This window comes from Mucilaginibacter sp. GW822-FHT03E02 (assembly GCF_058801545.1).
This window is the reverse complement of sequence record NZ_JBXANJ010000001.1, coordinates 1,834,718-1,850,594: the sequence shown is the minus strand read 5'-3', so window position 1 is coordinate 1,850,594 and position 15,877 is coordinate 1,834,718. Positions and strand designations below refer to the sequence as shown.

Annotated in this window: 9 protein-coding genes; 6 read left to right on the top strand and 3 right to left on the bottom strand. The window is 42.8% G+C overall.

The genetic code is table 11. The features are described 5' to 3' along the window. Positions 1-21: 21 nt before the first annotated feature. The 3 genes from AC1RM2_RS07670 to AC1RM2_RS07660 form a co-directional block, all read right to left on the bottom strand. Positions 22-3,435, bottom strand: coding sequence for a TonB-dependent receptor (locus tag AC1RM2_RS07670; protein ID WP_492984402.1), 3,414 nt, complete (start codon positions 3,433-3,435; stop codon positions 22-24). A gap of 136 nt (positions 3,436-3,571) precedes the next feature. After that, positions 3,572-4,651: a FecR family protein gene (locus AC1RM2_RS07665; protein ID WP_492984401.1), complete on the bottom strand. Its 1,080-nt coding sequence runs from the start codon at positions 4,649-4,651 to the stop codon at positions 3,572-3,574. Between the two features lie 65 nt (positions 4,652-4,716). Further along, the gene (locus tag AC1RM2_RS07660) at positions 4,717-5,298 is read right to left on the bottom strand and encodes an RNA polymerase sigma factor (RefSeq protein ID WP_492984400.1); all 582 of its coding nucleotides are present in this window, start codon (positions 5,296-5,298) and stop codon (positions 4,717-4,719) included. Positions 5,299-5,999: 701 nt separating this feature from the next. On the opposite strand from AC1RM2_RS07660, the gene AC1RM2_RS07655 reads away from it, so the two are divergent. From AC1RM2_RS07655 to AC1RM2_RS07630, 6 genes are all read left to right on the top strand, one after another. Beyond that, on the top strand, positions 6,000-7,865 hold the full coding sequence (locus AC1RM2_RS07655; RefSeq protein ID WP_492984398.1) for a PAS domain-containing sensor histidine kinase: 1,866 nt from the start codon (positions 6,000-6,002) through the stop codon (positions 7,863-7,865). A 237-nt stretch (positions 7,866-8,102) separates the two neighbouring features. Next, entirely contained in the window at positions 8,103-10,058 is a 1,956-nt protein-coding gene (locus AC1RM2_RS07650) for a tetratricopeptide repeat-containing sensor histidine kinase (RefSeq protein ID WP_492984396.1), read from the top strand. A gap of 470 nt (positions 10,059-10,528) precedes the next feature. After that, a complete protein-coding gene (locus tag AC1RM2_RS07645; RefSeq protein WP_147052834.1) occupies positions 10,529-10,975 on the top strand; it encodes a Fur family transcriptional regulator in 447 nt (148 codons plus the stop codon). Further along, complete coding sequence (locus AC1RM2_RS07640; protein ID WP_492984394.1) at positions 10,972-11,802, top strand: N-acetylmuramoyl-L-alanine amidase family protein; 831 nt, start codon at positions 10,972-10,974, stop codon at positions 11,800-11,802. The genes AC1RM2_RS07645 and AC1RM2_RS07640 overlap by 4 nt, the downstream gene beginning before the upstream one ends. A gap of 62 nt (positions 11,803-11,864) precedes the next feature. Then, positions 11,865-14,150: a glycoside hydrolase family 20 protein gene (locus AC1RM2_RS07635; protein WP_492984393.1), complete on the top strand. Its 2,286-nt coding sequence runs from the start codon at positions 11,865-11,867 to the stop codon at positions 14,148-14,150. 284 nt (positions 14,151-14,434) lie between these two features. Beyond that, the gene (locus tag AC1RM2_RS07630; RefSeq protein WP_492984392.1) at positions 14,435-15,871 is read left to right on the top strand and encodes a serine/threonine protein kinase; all 1,437 of its coding nucleotides are present in this window, start codon (positions 14,435-14,437) and stop codon (positions 15,869-15,871) included. Positions 15,872-15,877 lie beyond the last annotated feature (6 nt).

The window sequence follows — 15,877 nt, the reverse complement described above, 5'->3', positions numbered from 1 at the left end:
TGATATTAAATATGTTTTTGTTTAAAAGCCTAATTTTACCCCCAATAAAAAGGTTCTTGGCGGCGGATAGGAGTTAACATCGGCCCCAAGGTTTAAGTTCTGGCTGCCTGGGTTCAGGTTTTGTGTACCTGCATTCAGGTTTTGCGCGCCAAAGCTGTTTATTTCGGGGTTATAACCTGTGTACTTGGTGAAGGTGTATGCATTTTGCACCGTAACATATACCGTTGAGGTTTTAAACACCCGTGATTTAGGCGAAACCGGTATGTTATATCCCAACGATACGGTTTGGATCCTTAAATAGCTTCCATCTTCCAGGTAATTATCTACCACACCAGCGCTGCGGATGGATGTGCTGAGCACTCTGGGGATAGTATTACTGCTGCCGGGGCCGTTCCAGGCATTGGCCATATAGGCATACACGTTTGCCGTAGTTCCGTTGCTGTGTGCGTAGCTGGTAAGGTTTAGCACCTTATTACCCTGTACGCCCTGGGCAAATATGGACAGATCGAAGTTTTTGTAAGACAGGGTATTGTTTATACTGAAAATAAACTTTGGCGCTGCCTGGCCTATAATTTCCCGGTCGTTACCGTTAATTATCTTATTGCCGTCAACATCGCGAATAATGGCATCGCCGGGTACTACGCCCGATATACCTGCCGCGGTAATTTGTGCCTGCGTTTGGTATATGCCATCAAAATGATAGCCGTAGAAAGAGCCTATGGGCTGGCCAATCCGTAAAATGGAAGGCGCAAGGCCATTGGTTACAATGTACGGCCCGGTGTTGCCTACCAATATGTTGTTGGTGCCGTTCATATCCAATACCTTGTTTTTGTTGGCAGCGTAGGTAATGGTGGTTGACCAGTTAAAGCCGGCCGATTCGATATTTCTGGTAGTTAAAGAAAACTCGATGCCGTGGTTTTCAACTTTACCGGCATTAAGCAGGATGCTTGAGAAACCGGATGACTGTGGTATCGAGAAGTTAAGCAGCAGATCGCTGGTTGTTTTATGATAATAATCGGCAGTAAGGCTGATACGATTATTAAAAAATCCCATATCGGCACCCACATCCAATGAAGCGGTAGACTCCCAGCTTAATTTAGGGTTGGCAATATTATTGGGCTGTACACCAACCACACGTGTTGTTGAAGTGCCTAAAGAGTAGCTGTTTATGCCATATTGAGATAATGATTGATATGATCCTATTTCCTGGTTACCGGTAACCCCATAGCTGGCCCTGATTTTCAGGTCTGAGATTTGTTTAATATTTTTTATGAATTTTTCTTCAGATGCCCTCCAGGCAAATGCGCCCGACGGGAAATAACCCCATTTCCTGGTTGCGCCGAAACGGGAAGATCCATCAGAACGCATGGTGAAAGTAAACAGGTACTTTTCCATCAGCCGGTAATTAATACGGCCAAAATAGGAGGCGATGGTATTCCTGTACTTGTTGGATTGGGGCGTTAATACATTGGCGCCTAAAGCCAGGTTATCTGTACCTAAATTATCGGTAAAAAAGCCCTGGGCACTACTGCTGAACGCCTTGGTTTTAAACTCCTGTAATGAAACACCGGCTACGGCATCAATTACATGTATTTTGTTGAATTGCTTATTAAACGATAATGTATTTTCATTTAACCAGCTGTAGCTTGTATTATTGGATGAATAAGCCGTTCCGCTGGTTTGCTGCCCTATGTAAATAGTGGTAGGCAGGTACGAGTTTTCGTTGGCCGTATTATAATCAACCCCAAAGCTGCTTTTAAATTTAAAGCCGGGAATAAACTCATATTCGCCAAAAGTATTAATAAGCCCGCGCGCATTGGCAATTCGGTCTGTTGCCAGTTCTACAGCGGCGACCGGGTTTCCGTAGGTGCCAACATAAGCTGCAGGTGCATTTGCAAAGGTATACGCGCCTGTTTCATCGCGCAAAGGGGTAATAGGGCTCATACTAAGTGCGCCGCCGGCGGCGCCATAGCCTACACCTGTTATACTTGGGTCAACCGCCTGTACGTTGTACGATATTTGAGATGAGAACCCCATCTTAATCTTTTTCCCAATGTTCCTGTCAAGGTTTAAACGGATCAGTTCGCGCCTGAAACCGGTGGCCCTCATAATACCGTCCTGGTCAAAGTGGTTTAAGCTGAGGTAATAGCGGGCTTCGTTGCTGCCGCCGTTAAAACTAAGCTGATAATTTTGTATGGGCGCCGTGCGGTAAAGCGCATTCTGCCAGTCGGTTCCTTTGCCAAACCCGGCAATCTGGTCGTCGGTATAAGGCAATGCTTTGGCGGTGGCTGGGTTAGCGGCGTTATATTCCGTGTAATATTCGTCCAGGTATTTGCCAAACTGCGTGGCGTCCATCAGGGGGAGTTTACGGGCAATGTGCTGTAAACCTGTGTACGATTCAAAATTTATGGCATGCTGCCCGGCTTTACCTTTTTTGGTGGTAATAAGTATTACCCCGTTGGCGCCGCGGCTACCATATATGGCCGTTGCCGATGCATCTTTTAAAACCTCGATAGATTGTATATCACTGGGGTTTATGGAGGTGAGGTTGCCAACTCCTGCAAAGCCATCAACCACATACAAAGGCTCGTTCCCCGAGTTGATGGAGTTGGTACCCCGTATGCGGATAGATGTAGCACTGCCGGGTTGCCCGTCTGATTGGGTAAGCTGCAAACCGCTAACGCGCCCCTGCAGCATCTGGTCGGCGCCCAACACCGGCGTTTTATCCAAATCTTTAGCACTTATGGAAGCTACAGAACCTGTAAGGTCGCTTTTACGCTGGGTTCCGTAGCCAACCACAATTACTTCGCTCAGTTTTTGGTTGGCTTCATCTAATTTTAAAACTACGTTGATTTGCGTTTTTGTGCCAACTTCTACCGTTTGCGTCAGGTAACCGATATAGGAAAACACCAGCGATGCGCCCTCCGGTACCGATACATCATATTCACCATTGCCGTTAGTTACTGCGCCGCCATTTGTACCAAGCACCTTTACACTTACCCCCGGCAAAGGGCTGCCCTTATCATCAAGCACCCGGCCCTTTACCTGTGTGTTTTTAATAACAGAACCCTTTAGGGCTATTATCACCAGCCCGTTATCGGTTGTTTGGTAAGCAAGGCCGGTATCTTCCAGTATCCTGTTTAGTACATCAAGCAGGGGCACGTTGTTTACCTCAAGGGTAACCTGCTTGTTTTGCGGCAGCAGTTGCTCGCTATATAAAAAACGGGTTTGCCCTTTTTGCTCAAGGGTGTATATAGCCTTCCTCAAAGACGCATCTTTAAGGTTAAGGCTAACCTTAACATTTTGCGAATAACTGTTTGCCGATACATTCAAACAAAACAGAAAAGTGAGAACAAAAGTCCAGTTAAGCATCAATAAAAATTTTCGGTAATGGGGCACAGAAAATACTTTATCATGAAGTATTTCTTTTTTCATAATTTTACGGTGTTAGTAATAAAACAATCGGTTAGTTATCAGCAACATCCTGTTACTGATTTAATGGATTGATAATACGGCGGGGAATATTCGAGCATTTCCCGCTTTTTTATTGTAATCCTCTTTCTTCTCTCTTTTAGTTAATGGTTACTATGTCATTGGCGGTTATCTTAAATTTAAATGGTCTTATAATTTGCATTTCTGTTAATGCCTGGGTTAGGGTTTCGTTTTCAAAAATGCCGGTAAACCTGTAGCCGGCCGCGGTTTTATTATTAATTTTAAAGGTTACGTTATACCATTTTTCTAACTTAGGTACCAGCTCTTCAAATGATTCGTCTTTAAAAACCAGCTTGTTTTGCAGCCATGAGGTTTCTTCAATATAATCCTTGTTTGAAATTTCAACCGGTTCAACATTTTCAATGACCAGTTTGTTATGAATCGGGGGGGCTGTGGTTTTATCAATATGCTCATTTTGCACGCTTTCCTTTAAGGCGAGTTTCTCTTTGGCGCGCAGCAATATTTTCCGTTGCGGATCGCTGTTAAGCGATAGCTCAATTAATCCCCTGATGAGTGTTGTTTCGGTAACTGCTTCCCCCGGATAAGCTTTAATATTAAAGGCCGTACCTAAAACTTTTACAGCTATTTTTTCGGTATGGATTATAAAGGGATGCTTTTTATCTTTAGCTACATCAAAAAAGGCCTCGCCGTACAGCCTTACCTCCCGGCGGTCTTTACTCAGCATGGCATCATCGTACTGAAGCTTACTGTTGGTATTAAGCCAAACGCTTGTACCATCCGGAAGCATTATTTTTTTGCGCATCCGTTTGCCGCATACAATTTCCATATCGGGGGTGTATGAAACATCGTTGCTTTTTTTACTGCGATATAACAGGTAGAAAGCGAAACTGCTTATGGTTATCAGCGAGGCAGCCACCAACCAGCGTGTAACAAGCTTCTTTTTTAAACTGGTAACAGGTGCTTTGTGGTCATCGTTAGCAAACTCATGCCCGTATTTTTGCTCGTGCAGGGCAAAAGCTGCATCTATGTCAGTTTCTTCCGGAAGTTCGTTTTTAAAAGTAACCTGGTTTAATACCTCTTCGTAATACAAGGCTTCGGGAAATAATGCAAGCAGTTCGTTTAGCTCCAGCAATTCCTGGCTGGTAGCTTCACCAGCCAGTTTCCTGGTTAATAACTGTATAATCCTTTCCTGCTCCATTAATAACTAAATGTTGGGTAATTAAGCCGAAGGACAACAGAAACAGAAAATCTCCCTAAAAAAATTTAATATTTTTTTACCGGACTAAGGTTAAACTCCTTTTTAATAGAAACAGATAGGCGCCTGGTAGCAATAACAAGTTGAGCATCAACTGTTTTGATAGATATGTCAAGAATTTCGGAAACTTCCTTATAACTCAGGCCGTCTTCTTTTACCAGCCTGAAAATTATTTTACACCTGGTTGGTAATTCATTAATAGCGTTATTGAGGCTGGCCCTCAATTCGTCATTAATCAGTATCCACTCGGGGGTGGTATTATCAATCCGTAAATTAACAGCAATATCATCCAAAGAAACTATCCTGCCGCCTGAATTCTTTTTTAAGATATTTAAGCACAGGTTTTTTGCAATAACAAAAGCATATACTTTAATATTACCAATGGTGATGATAGTTTCGCGCTTTCGCCACAGCGTAATCATTACATCCGATGCTACTTCTTCGGCCAGTTCGGGCGATTTTAGCAGGCTGTATGAAAAGCGTTTTATTGAAGGAAAAAGCAATCCGAATAACTTTTTGTAAGCAATATAACTGTCGTGCACAGCTATTTCTTTTACAATATCCGTTAAGTCAGACAAATTGTACGACATTTTTTGATTGCTTATATTATAATTAAATTAGGTTTATTGCGATACAAGGCTTGTATGCAATGATACAAACTAAAATAAAATATTTGTATTAAACTAATTACAATTGCCGGTGAACTTTACCCCAATTGTGATATGGTAATGTGTTATATTGGTGTAAACCAATAAGTATTTTGCAAAAAACACTTTCAGTGCTATTAATTGCCCTGTAAATGAAACTGGATGGTTAATAAAAATGAATTAATTAGCTTATTAAAAAAATAAAAGATATGTTAATTAAGCTGAGTGATTGGCCAATTTTGCTTAATTAAATATTAACAAGCTTATAAAATTGCTATCAAAATGATGGTCTTCGGGATCGAAAAACGCTCAAACCGGTCGCGGAGTATTTTTATGCGTTCTGACAGTCAATAACTTATAACAATATCGCTGCCTCATTGTTATAACTATCTATTTCCAAATAACCCTTTTAAAGTTTTTGCAATTGTGTACATTACATTCGGTATGATTAACGGCCCATCTTGTTTTTTAATAATATGCAACTTGCTTTTTATAGCACTATAACTTTTTAATTATGCCCACCGTTTAACTTAACATCGATTAAAAAAGCGGAAGGGGTAAGTTGGGGCGTGTACATTGTACTTTGTTTTTTTGAAGCAAACTTTATTACTTTCATATTACCAGATAAACCTACATCCCGCAAGATGCAAACACAGGAAAGCCCCCATGATAATTTGATGGCATTTTTTAATGCTATGGATGAAGTTTTCTTTGCTGTTGATATGGTAAACATGCAGGTATTACAAATTTCGCAGGCATGCGAAAAACTATATGGTTATAAGCCCGAAGATTTTATTACAGGCAACCGGTTATTGTTTGATATGGTTCACCCGGAGGATAAAGATATCGCTGTTAACGAGCAAAGAAGCTTAGAACGGGGCGAGCAATTTACCAGTCAGTTCCGCATTATCCATAAAGACGGAACCGCACGCTGGGTAGAAAAAAAGACCATCCCCATACTGGATCCTTTGGGGCGTTTAATAAGGGCCGAGGGGATTATCAGGGATATCACTTCGGTTAAAGCCGAAAGAGAAACGCTTAGGTTAAGTGAGGAGTTGTACCGGCAAATTGTTGAAACCGCCCAGGAAGGCATCTGGACAATTGATGAAAACGAAAAAACAAATTTTGTAAACATCAAAATAGCCGAAATTCTGGGCTACTCCGCAGAAGAAATGATGGGAAAAGAGCTTTACGATTTTATGGATGAAGAGGGAAAGGCCTATGCCATAGCCTGCATGGAAAGGCGCAGAAACGGAGCCAAAGAAAATTTAAATATCAGGTATGTAAAAAAAAATGGGGAAGATGTATGGACAAATATATCTGCCAATCCAATTTTTGATAAAACAGGCAGGTACAAAGGCGCCCTTGCAATGGTTACAGATATTACCCAGAGTAAACAAGATCAGGAGGCGCTTCAAAAATCGGAAGCAAACCTGCGTGCTATTTTTGACAACACTGATATTGCATACGTACTGTTTGATGACGAGAAGAACATAGTTTCTTTTAACATGCAGGCGCAAAAGTATGCCGAAGGGCGCATAAACAAAATGCTGGAGACCGGGCAGCCGATGAAAGAATATTTCCCGGCAGAAAGATGGGCTTTTATAGATGAAATGCTGGCAAAAGTAACCCGGGACGGAAGCGCTGAATATGAATTAAGTTATTTAAAAAGTGACGGCACTGCAGAATGGTATTATGTACAATGGTTTGCCGTAAAAAACGCCGAGCACAAGCCTTGTGGTTTTGTGGTGGCCAACAAAAACATTACCGGGCATAAAATTGCCGGGCTTGAACGCGAAAGGATAACGGCCGATTTGATTCAGCAAAATAAAGACCTGGAGCAGTTTACCTATATCATATCGCATAACCTGCGGGCGCCTGTGGCCAATATAATCGGGCTATCCTACCTGGTTGACGAAAAAGATAAAACGTTGGATGAAATGCACGAAGTACTTGAAAAAGCCGCGCAATCAGCAAAAGACATTGATACTGTTATTAAAGATCTGAACCATATTTTACAAACCCGCAAGGTGGTAAATGAGCAAAAAGACCTGGTGGTTTTTAATGACCTGGTGAACGGCATTAAGGCCGATATGCAACATATCATAGCGGGCGAAAACGCCTTTTTTGAATGCACTTTTGATGAAATAGATGCCATGTTTACTGTACGGAGTTTTCTTTACAGTATTTTTTATAATATTATTTCAAATAGTATCAAATATCGCAGGGCGGGTACCGCGCCGCTTATTCATATTGAAAGCCATCGGCAAAATGATAAAATAAAGCTTACTTTTAAAGATAATGGCAAAGGCATCGATCTTGACAAGAACGCTGCTAATTTGTTTGGCCTGTACAAACGTTTTGATACAACCATGGAAGGCAAGGGCATGGGGCTTTTTATGGTTAAAACCCAGGTTGAGGCTTTAGGAGGGAGTATAAGTGTAAAAAGCAAACTAACCGAGGGGACCGAAATTATTTTAGAATTCCCCTTTACAAAACCAGGCGCCTAATTTGTTAAATATTGAAATTCATATTTGCAGTTTTCTGTTATAGCAGCCACATTAGGTGCTGTAGTGAAATTCTTATAGATAAAGAACAACGCTTGTTCCTATACCACCGTAGTATTCATAGATGAAAACTTTTGGTACGATATTGTATTTAATAAATAGGATAATATCTTATTTATAAATGCCTTATTAATATCGTTCATTTAACGTTATATTAACGGTTCTAATTAATCACACTATATGGACAAACCTTTACTTACGTATAAACTGTATTTTTATATGCGGTACATTTTTATATGCGGTGTACTGGTTATAACTGCCCCATCCACCAGCCTGGCCCAGACTAATCATATAAAGGTTTTATTTGAGAAACTCAATTCGGCAAAACACGATACCGACCGGGTAAACATCTACTACTCCATTTCCAGGCAATACTGGGGTCGGAATGCCGACAGCGCTCTTTTAATGGCGCAAAAATCGCTTGAACTTGCACAAAAAATCGATTTTGAAAAAGGCGTTGCACTGGCTTATGTTTCAAAAGGCGTTGCCCTTGGGTACAAAGGCAAGTGGCCCGAAGCACTGGAATGCCATTTCAGGTGTTTGCGCATCAGCCAAAAGTTAGGAATGGAGGGATTAACCGGGAATGAATATAATAACATCAGCGGCATGTACGTAAGTATTGAGGATTATTCAAAAGCGCTTTACTACAACCGGCAAGCTTATAAAATAGCCCTGAAACAAAATGATCCGACCCATGAAGGAGTAGTAAGCTTATTGATAAACTTAGGCGAGATATTTAAGAAAAAGGGCCAGCCCGATTCTTCCATATTATATAATACCCAGGCACTGGTTATCGCGAAAAGAGGGAAAAATCCCCTCAACACCACCATTGCATTGTATAACATTGGCGAAAATTACATTACCAAAAAAGATTACAGGCGGGCCCAGATTTATTTTTACAAAGCGCTTGCTATTGCACAAAAAAACAGCGACGATGAAGATATTGCTTATTGCCATAACGGGCTGGCGCTTACCTGTTATTATACAGGTAACTACAATGCAAGCATGCGCTATGCGCAACAGGGACTGGAAGAAAGTAAAAAATCGGGCATTATTGAACTTATTGCAACCGCTTATAAAGTACTGTACCTAACCAATCAAAAAAAAGGCAGTTATAAAGAGGCGCTATACTACCGGAACCTTGAATTTGCTTTAAACGATAGCCTGAAAACCGCCGAAAAAGAAAAAGTTATCCGTAATATACAATCATCCTATGAGCTGGAACAAAAACAACGGCAAATTGATGTGCTGAATAAAGATAAGGTTATAGGCCAAAAAGAGCTGGAAAGGGTACGAATACGGCGCGATTTATTAACAGCCGGCGCCATATCGTTGCTCATATTCGCCTTTGTGCTGTTCAGAAGTTACGCGCAGAAACGGAAGCTTAGCGAGCAGCTGGCCCTGCAAAATAAAGATATAACAGCGCAAAACCTGCAACTGGAAGAATTGGTACATGTAAAAGACAGGCTATTCTCCATTATAGGGCACGATTTGAGGGGGCCAATCCATACCATCAGTCATATGATGGATGTGATAAAGGGGGATGATTTATCTGATGAAGAAAGTAAGTTTTGGGTCGGGAAAGTATCAGATACCCTCACAATAACCGCGCACCTGGTCGAAAACCTGCTGTACTGGTCAAAAAGCCAGATGGACGGCATCCAGGCTAATCCTTCCGGTTTTGATGTACAAAAGGTAATCGAGCAAAATGTAACCCTGCTTACAGAACGGGCCGCCGAAAAAGAGGTGAAAGTAACAGGGGTGGAACTTACCCGGCCCGAAACTGTTTATGCTGATGAAATAATGATTGATATTGTGATCAGGAATTTGGTGGAGAATGCCGTGAAATTTTCAAAAGCAGGCGATACGGTTACGGTGAGTGCAGAGCAAAAAGAATCGGTTACCATCATCACCGTGAAGGACAATGGTAAGGGTATCCCAGAGGAAGCCCAGTCAAAAATATTTGATAAATTTTCGTCATACACAACTTACGGTACAGCCAGCGAAAAAGGCAGCGGGCTTGGCCTTTTACTATGCAAAGAACTGGTAGAAAGAAATAACGGTACCATATGGTTTGAAAGTAAGGCAGGCATTGGCAGTTCGTTTTATTTTAGCATACCGTCGTTAAACAATTAAAATTAAGCAGGTCGTAAAGTGTTAAAATGTGGTGTGTCAACGGGTGCACAAAAGGTATACTATGGGTGTAAATAAATGTACCAACAGTGCTTATAAATGGCAATAACGTGCTGTTCAGTGTGCGTTTTTTGAATGCCGGCCGCATGAGATTACAATTGGAGCGGGTTTAACGCATCGCGGGAGTGACAAAACCCTGTTAGTGTTCGGTTTTCGGGAAATAGCCATTGCCACAACCCAAACCCGAACACCTGTAAAAAGTTAAAGGATTGATTTTCAGTTACTTGTTGTTTTGATAGAAAATGTATCCGAACACTTAAGTATTTGATTTATAATTATTTATGTTGTAGTCGGCCCGAACGCTCCTGTATTCCTCTCAAAAACCGAACACGTGCACAACAGGAGGTGGGTATAATTTCATCCTTAATGCAACGTTGTATATATTTGCACGTATACACCCCGGTAAAACTTAAATGGAACCTGCCCGTAACAACTTTCACTTCGAGGACCTGCTGAACAGGCACCATTTAAAAAAAACTGCCCCCCGGCTCCGGGTACTGTCCATGATGTCGGCCCGCAACGCTGCCACCTCGCAGCCTGATCTGGAGAGTGTTATGAACGATATCGACCGGGTTACCCTATACCGCATCCTGAATGCTTTTGAAGAAAAAGGCATTATCCACAAGGTGTTTGATTTAAACGGCACGGCCAACTACGCCCTATGCTCATCCAGCTGCGATGAAGGGCATCACCATGATGAGCACCTGCACTTCAACTGTACCCAATGCAAAAACGTATACTGCCTTGATGATTTGCACCTGCCTGCCATAACCCTGCCCCCAGGTTTTGAGCCACAAGGCTTTACCTTATACGCAACCGGCCTGTGCCCCAAATGCAGTAAAAAGGCGGTGAAAAAATGAGGGTTCGTATAAAACTTTTTTCGGCAGGAATCATCGGTTTAGGGCTATGCCTGTGTTGTTGTTTTAGCTCTGGTGCCCAGCAAAGGGATACTATCCCGGCGACCTCTGGCTTCCGCTTTAAAACGGTAATTATTGATGCAGGCCATGGCGGTAAAGACCCCGGCGCCCGCGGATCATACTCGGTTGAAAAAAATGTTACCCTGGCCATCGCCAAAAAGCTGAAACTTTATATTGATACCGGCATGAAGGGTATTACCACGCTAATGACCCGTACCGATGATACGTTTATCCCCCTCAACCAACGCTCAAACATAGCCAACCAGGCGCATGGCAACCTGTTTGTTTCTATCCACTGCAACTCATCGCCCGAGGGAAATGCGGCTTCGGCTCATAAGCGTAAAGGAGTGTTGTTGCTGGTTTACGGTTTCCACAGGCTTAAAGAGCAGGAGGAGGCCGTGCGTGAAAACGCATCTATCTTCCAGGAAAAAGACTATAAACAAAACTACGAAAGCTATGACGAAACCGACCCGTCAAACGCCATCATTCTGAATGCCTATATTCAAAAATATCGCAAGCAAAGTATCCTCTTCGGTGATCTGCTTAATGCCGAATTTACCGATTTTGACGGCCGCCCCAGCGAAGGGGTGAAAGAGCAGGGCGTATTGGTATTGGCCCATAGCGCCATGCCTGCCGTCCTTATCGAAACAGGTTTTATCAACAATCCCGAAGAGGAAGATTACCTCAATTCGCCCGGCGGGCAGGATGCTATCGTGAAATCTATTGTTACCGCTATTACCAACTATCGCAAAGCTATTGGCAGCTTGTAATTTTCATAATTAGTGTGCAAATAGCTATAATCAGCTATATTAGGCTCTGCAAATCCGCATCCATGATAAAGCTAATACATCTGTACAAATTCCTGTTAACTACTTTAAGCCTGATATTAATTGCCGGTTATTCATCGGCACAAATTAAGCAGCAGGGGGTGATACCGCAACCGTATCAGTTTGAAAGGAATGGCGGATCGTTTACCTTTTCGGCAGCGACCGGTATAACTATCGGGCCTGGAATCAAAACAGGCAACCTTATATTTTTCAATCAATATTTTAAGTCGCTTGCCGGCTATCAGCTTAAGGTGAAAAGCGAAGGTACTATCATTCTGAAAATCGATTCCTCTAAAGTTGCTGATAATGAAGGTTATGAACTGGTGGTAACATCAAAGCAAATTAATGTCACAGGTCATGACGAGGCTGGGGTATTTTATGGCCTGCAATCGCTTATTCAGCTATTACGCTCATCTAACGGAAAAATAACCGCCGGGAACTGTGCTATTCAAGATCATCCACGCTTTGCATACCGGGGGATGCTTTTAGATGTAAGCCGCCACTTTTTTGCTGCCGACGATATCAAAAAGTGGATTGATATGCTGGCCCTGTACAAGATAAATACCTTTCACTGGCACCTTACCGACGACCAGGGCTGGCGCATAGAAATAAAAAAGTACCCGCTTTTACAAAGCATATCGGCCTATAGGGATGAAACCATAATAGGCCACAAGCGCGATAGCCCTCACCTTTTTGATGGCAAACGTTATGGCGGTTACTACACCCAGGAAGAGGTTAAAGCCATCGTAAAATATGCAACGGACAGGCACATCACCATTATCCCGGAGATTGAAATGCCGGGGCATGCGCTGGCGGCGTTGGCCGCTTACCCGCAACTGGGTTGCACCGGCGGCCCCTATAAAACGGCTACTTATTGGGGCATTTTTGATGACGTATATTGTGCCGGTAACGATGAAACCTTTACCTTTTTGCAAAACGTGCTCGACGAAGTACTGCCGCTGTTCCCTTCAAAATATATTCATATAGGTGGCGATGAATGCCCTAAAACCAAATGGAAAGCCTGCCCCAGATGCCAGAAACGCATTAAGGATGAGCATTTGAAGGATGAGCATGAACTGCAAAGCTATTTCATAGGCCGGATGGAAAAATACCTGAACAGCAAGGGCAGGCAGATTATTGGATGGGATGAAATCCTCGAAGGTGGCTTAACTCCCGGCGCTACTGTAATGAGCTGGACTGGAGAGGAAGGTGGCATAGCTGCTGCCAAACAACACCACAATGCCATCATGACGCCCGAAAAATATGTTTACCTGGACTATTATCAGTCGTTATACCCAGCTGAACCCATAACAGCCGGCGGCTATACCCCGCTCAGCAAAGTGTATAATTACGAACCTTTGACAAAAGAACTATCCGGCGATGAAGCGCGGTATATCAAAGGTGTGCAGGCCAATGCCTGGAGCGAATACCTGCCCAGCCCAGTCCGGGCCGAGCGGCAACTGTTTCCCAGGATGCTGGCTTTGGCCGAAGTAGCCTGGTCGGCTAAGGAAAATAAGGACTATGATGGCTTTTTGAGGCGGTTACGGTATGAGCAATCACTGTTGAAAAAACTCAATATTAATGCCGCTAATACTTTTGATGAGATAACGGATAATGTAAGTGAAACTGCAAACCACCAGGTGTCGCTTAGCTTAAGCACTACCTTGCCCGGTGGAAAAATATTTTATACCACCGATGGATCGACGCCGGGCTTAGGTAGTAAAGTGTATAGCAATGCCTTGACCATCACCAAATCGGGTACTATAAAAGCCGCTGTATTTGGCAATGGCAAATTAACCGGGCGGGTGTACGTAAAAAGTTTTTCTATTCACAAAGGCATTGGTAAAACCATAATCCTCGCAAATCAACCGCAGGGGGCCTATAATCCCGGCAACACCTTTGGTTTGGTGAATGGCATTTTTGGCAGCAAACTATACAACGATGGCCAATGGTATGGCTTTAACGGGGATGACCTGGATGCCGTGGTTGATCTGGGTTCGGTTCAAAAAATATCGCAAGTGGGTATCAATATTTTAAAATACCACTGGCAAAAAATGTGGGAACCAACACTGCTTACGTTCGAATTATCGACAGATGGAAGTAATTATACCGAAGTTTACCGGCAAACTGAGTTTAATGCGAATGGGATTAACATAGTAAAAGCCGATATTAAACCAACGCAGGCACGTTATGTAAGGGTGAGGGGCACCAACAAAGGCATTATCCCACGAGGCGAATATATTGCTGGCGCTAAGGCGTGGTTGCTGGTGGATGAGATAATTGTAAATTGATGTGCAGATGTGCAGATTTCAGATGTGCAAATGAAAAAACAGACGCGGAGATATGCAAATTTCAAATGTGCAGATGAGGGGCAGTATTTTAGATAAGTAGATTTTATTTTCAAATTTTCAAATCCTCAAATTGATTTAAATCATCTGAAATCTGCACATCTGAAATCTGCACATCCGCACTTTTTTTCATATTTTTATAACCAAACGCCAACATGTGCGTTATGTTGAAATAACAAAGTTTAATCAATTGTTATTTATGTTTACAGCACTGCAAGTATAACTCAATGAGCAAAGTATTTACAATTACCGAAGGTTTGGAGAATATGGGGGCTTTGCGAACGGGCGGACAAGGCTCTGTTTATAAAGGCAGGCGCTATGGCCCTATCATTACAGCGGTAAAATTATTACCCACCCCAATCCATACGGAGAGTACCGACGATAAAAATTTCAGAAATTTTCAGAACGAGGTTGAAAAACTAAAAAAGGTAAACGAAGAGCCCAATCCCAATGTGGTTAAAATCCTCAATTCGGGTATTACCGAAAGTGGCTCGTTTCCTTTTATCGAAATGGAATATATTGATGGCCCCGACCTGGAGGATTTGCTGAAGCCACCGCATGAGGCCATTTTTACCATCAAGGAGATCATCAAACTGGCCGATCAGCTGGCCAACGCGCTTTCGCATTGCCACAAAGTATCGGTAAAGCATGGCGATATTAAAAGCAATAACGTAAAGTTCAATATTCATACGGGTAACTATGTGCTGCTTGATTTTGGCCTTTCGGCTATGTCTGACGATCAGCGCCGTACCAGTATCAGGCATGCCGGGGCTATTGAATTTATGGCGCCCGAGCAAAATGAGGGCCTGATGTATTTTCAGACGGATGTGTACAGTTATGGTATTATCCTGTATGAGCTGATTGCCGGCCAGGTACCTTTCCCGCTTAACGATAACGGCGAAACCGCCCGTAACGCGGTAATGCTGTCGCATATGGAAAAGGAAGTTCCTGATGTAATGGAACTGCGCAAAAAGAATTTGCCTGCCAGCTGGACCGACGAAAAGAAACAGCACGAAATGCAGGTGCCCGCATGGCTGCTTAAAATTGTAGCTAAATGCCTGGAAAAAGAGCCCGAAAACCGTTATGCAAATGGAATCGAGCTGCAGGAGGTCTTGGTATATAGCAGTATATCCGCAGTGAACAGTACAGATGTTGATGATTCCTGGAATGCTTCGGTATTGTTAAAAGAAAATGAGCGGCTGCAAGGATTGTTACTTTACTACCAGGAGGCCGAAAGCGCCAGGGGCGTGCACGTTGTAAACCCCGGTACCGAAACGCCTGTTGTTGTAGGCAAACATGCGGTACGCATTTCTAAACCGCTATTTATTAGTTTAATTGTGGTGTTGGTTGCCCTAACCGGTTTTTCGTCTGTTATGGCCATTAAGCATCGTAAGGGTATTTACAACACCTTTTTTAAATCAACAACGCCGCCAAGGGATACTTTAAGCCAGGGCAGTACCCAAGCCAAACCAGATAGCCAGGTTAAAAGGGATACACATGAAGAAACACAACCGGTTAACAATGATCCTGCTGCCAGTATTCCGCCCGAGGTGGATTCATTAGCAGATTCTATACTTCGTGGCGTAAAACACAAGTCGAAATCCGACCCGCAGTTTTATCGCGATAGCATAAAAAACGCTGACACATCAAAATTGAGTTTTTAGTTAATG

Excerpts from the sequence above, each read along its gene's own strand:
- AC1RM2_RS07630 (WP_492984392.1), top strand. The coding sequence starts at position 14,435 with ATGAGCAAAGTATTTACAATTACCGAAGGTTTGGAGAATATGGGGGCT.
- AC1RM2_RS07645 (WP_147052834.1), top strand. The coding sequence starts at position 10,529 with ATGGAACCTGCCCGTAACAACTTTCACTTCGAGGACCTGCTGAACAGG.
- AC1RM2_RS07650 (WP_492984396.1), top strand. The coding sequence starts at position 8,103 with ATGGACAAACCTTTACTTACGTATAAACTGTATTTTTATATGCGGTAC.
- AC1RM2_RS07655 (WP_492984398.1), top strand. The coding sequence starts at position 6,000 with ATGCAAACACAGGAAAGCCCCCATGATAATTTGATGGCATTTTTTAAT.
- AC1RM2_RS07640 (WP_492984394.1), top strand. The coding sequence starts at position 10,972 with ATGAGGGTTCGTATAAAACTTTTTTCGGCAGGAATCATCGGTTTAGGG.
- AC1RM2_RS07665 (WP_492984401.1), bottom strand. The coding sequence starts at position 4,651 with ATGGAGCAGGAAAGGATTATACAGTTATTAACCAGGAAACTGGCTGGT.
- AC1RM2_RS07670 (WP_492984402.1), bottom strand. The coding sequence starts at position 3,435 with ATGAAAAAAGAAATACTTCATGATAAAGTATTTTCTGTGCCCCATTAC.
- AC1RM2_RS07660 (WP_492984400.1), bottom strand. The coding sequence starts at position 5,298 with ATGTCGTACAATTTGTCTGACTTAACGGATATTGTAAAAGAAATAGCT.
- AC1RM2_RS07635 (WP_492984393.1), top strand. The coding sequence starts at position 11,865 with ATGATAAAGCTAATACATCTGTACAAATTCCTGTTAACTACTTTAAGC.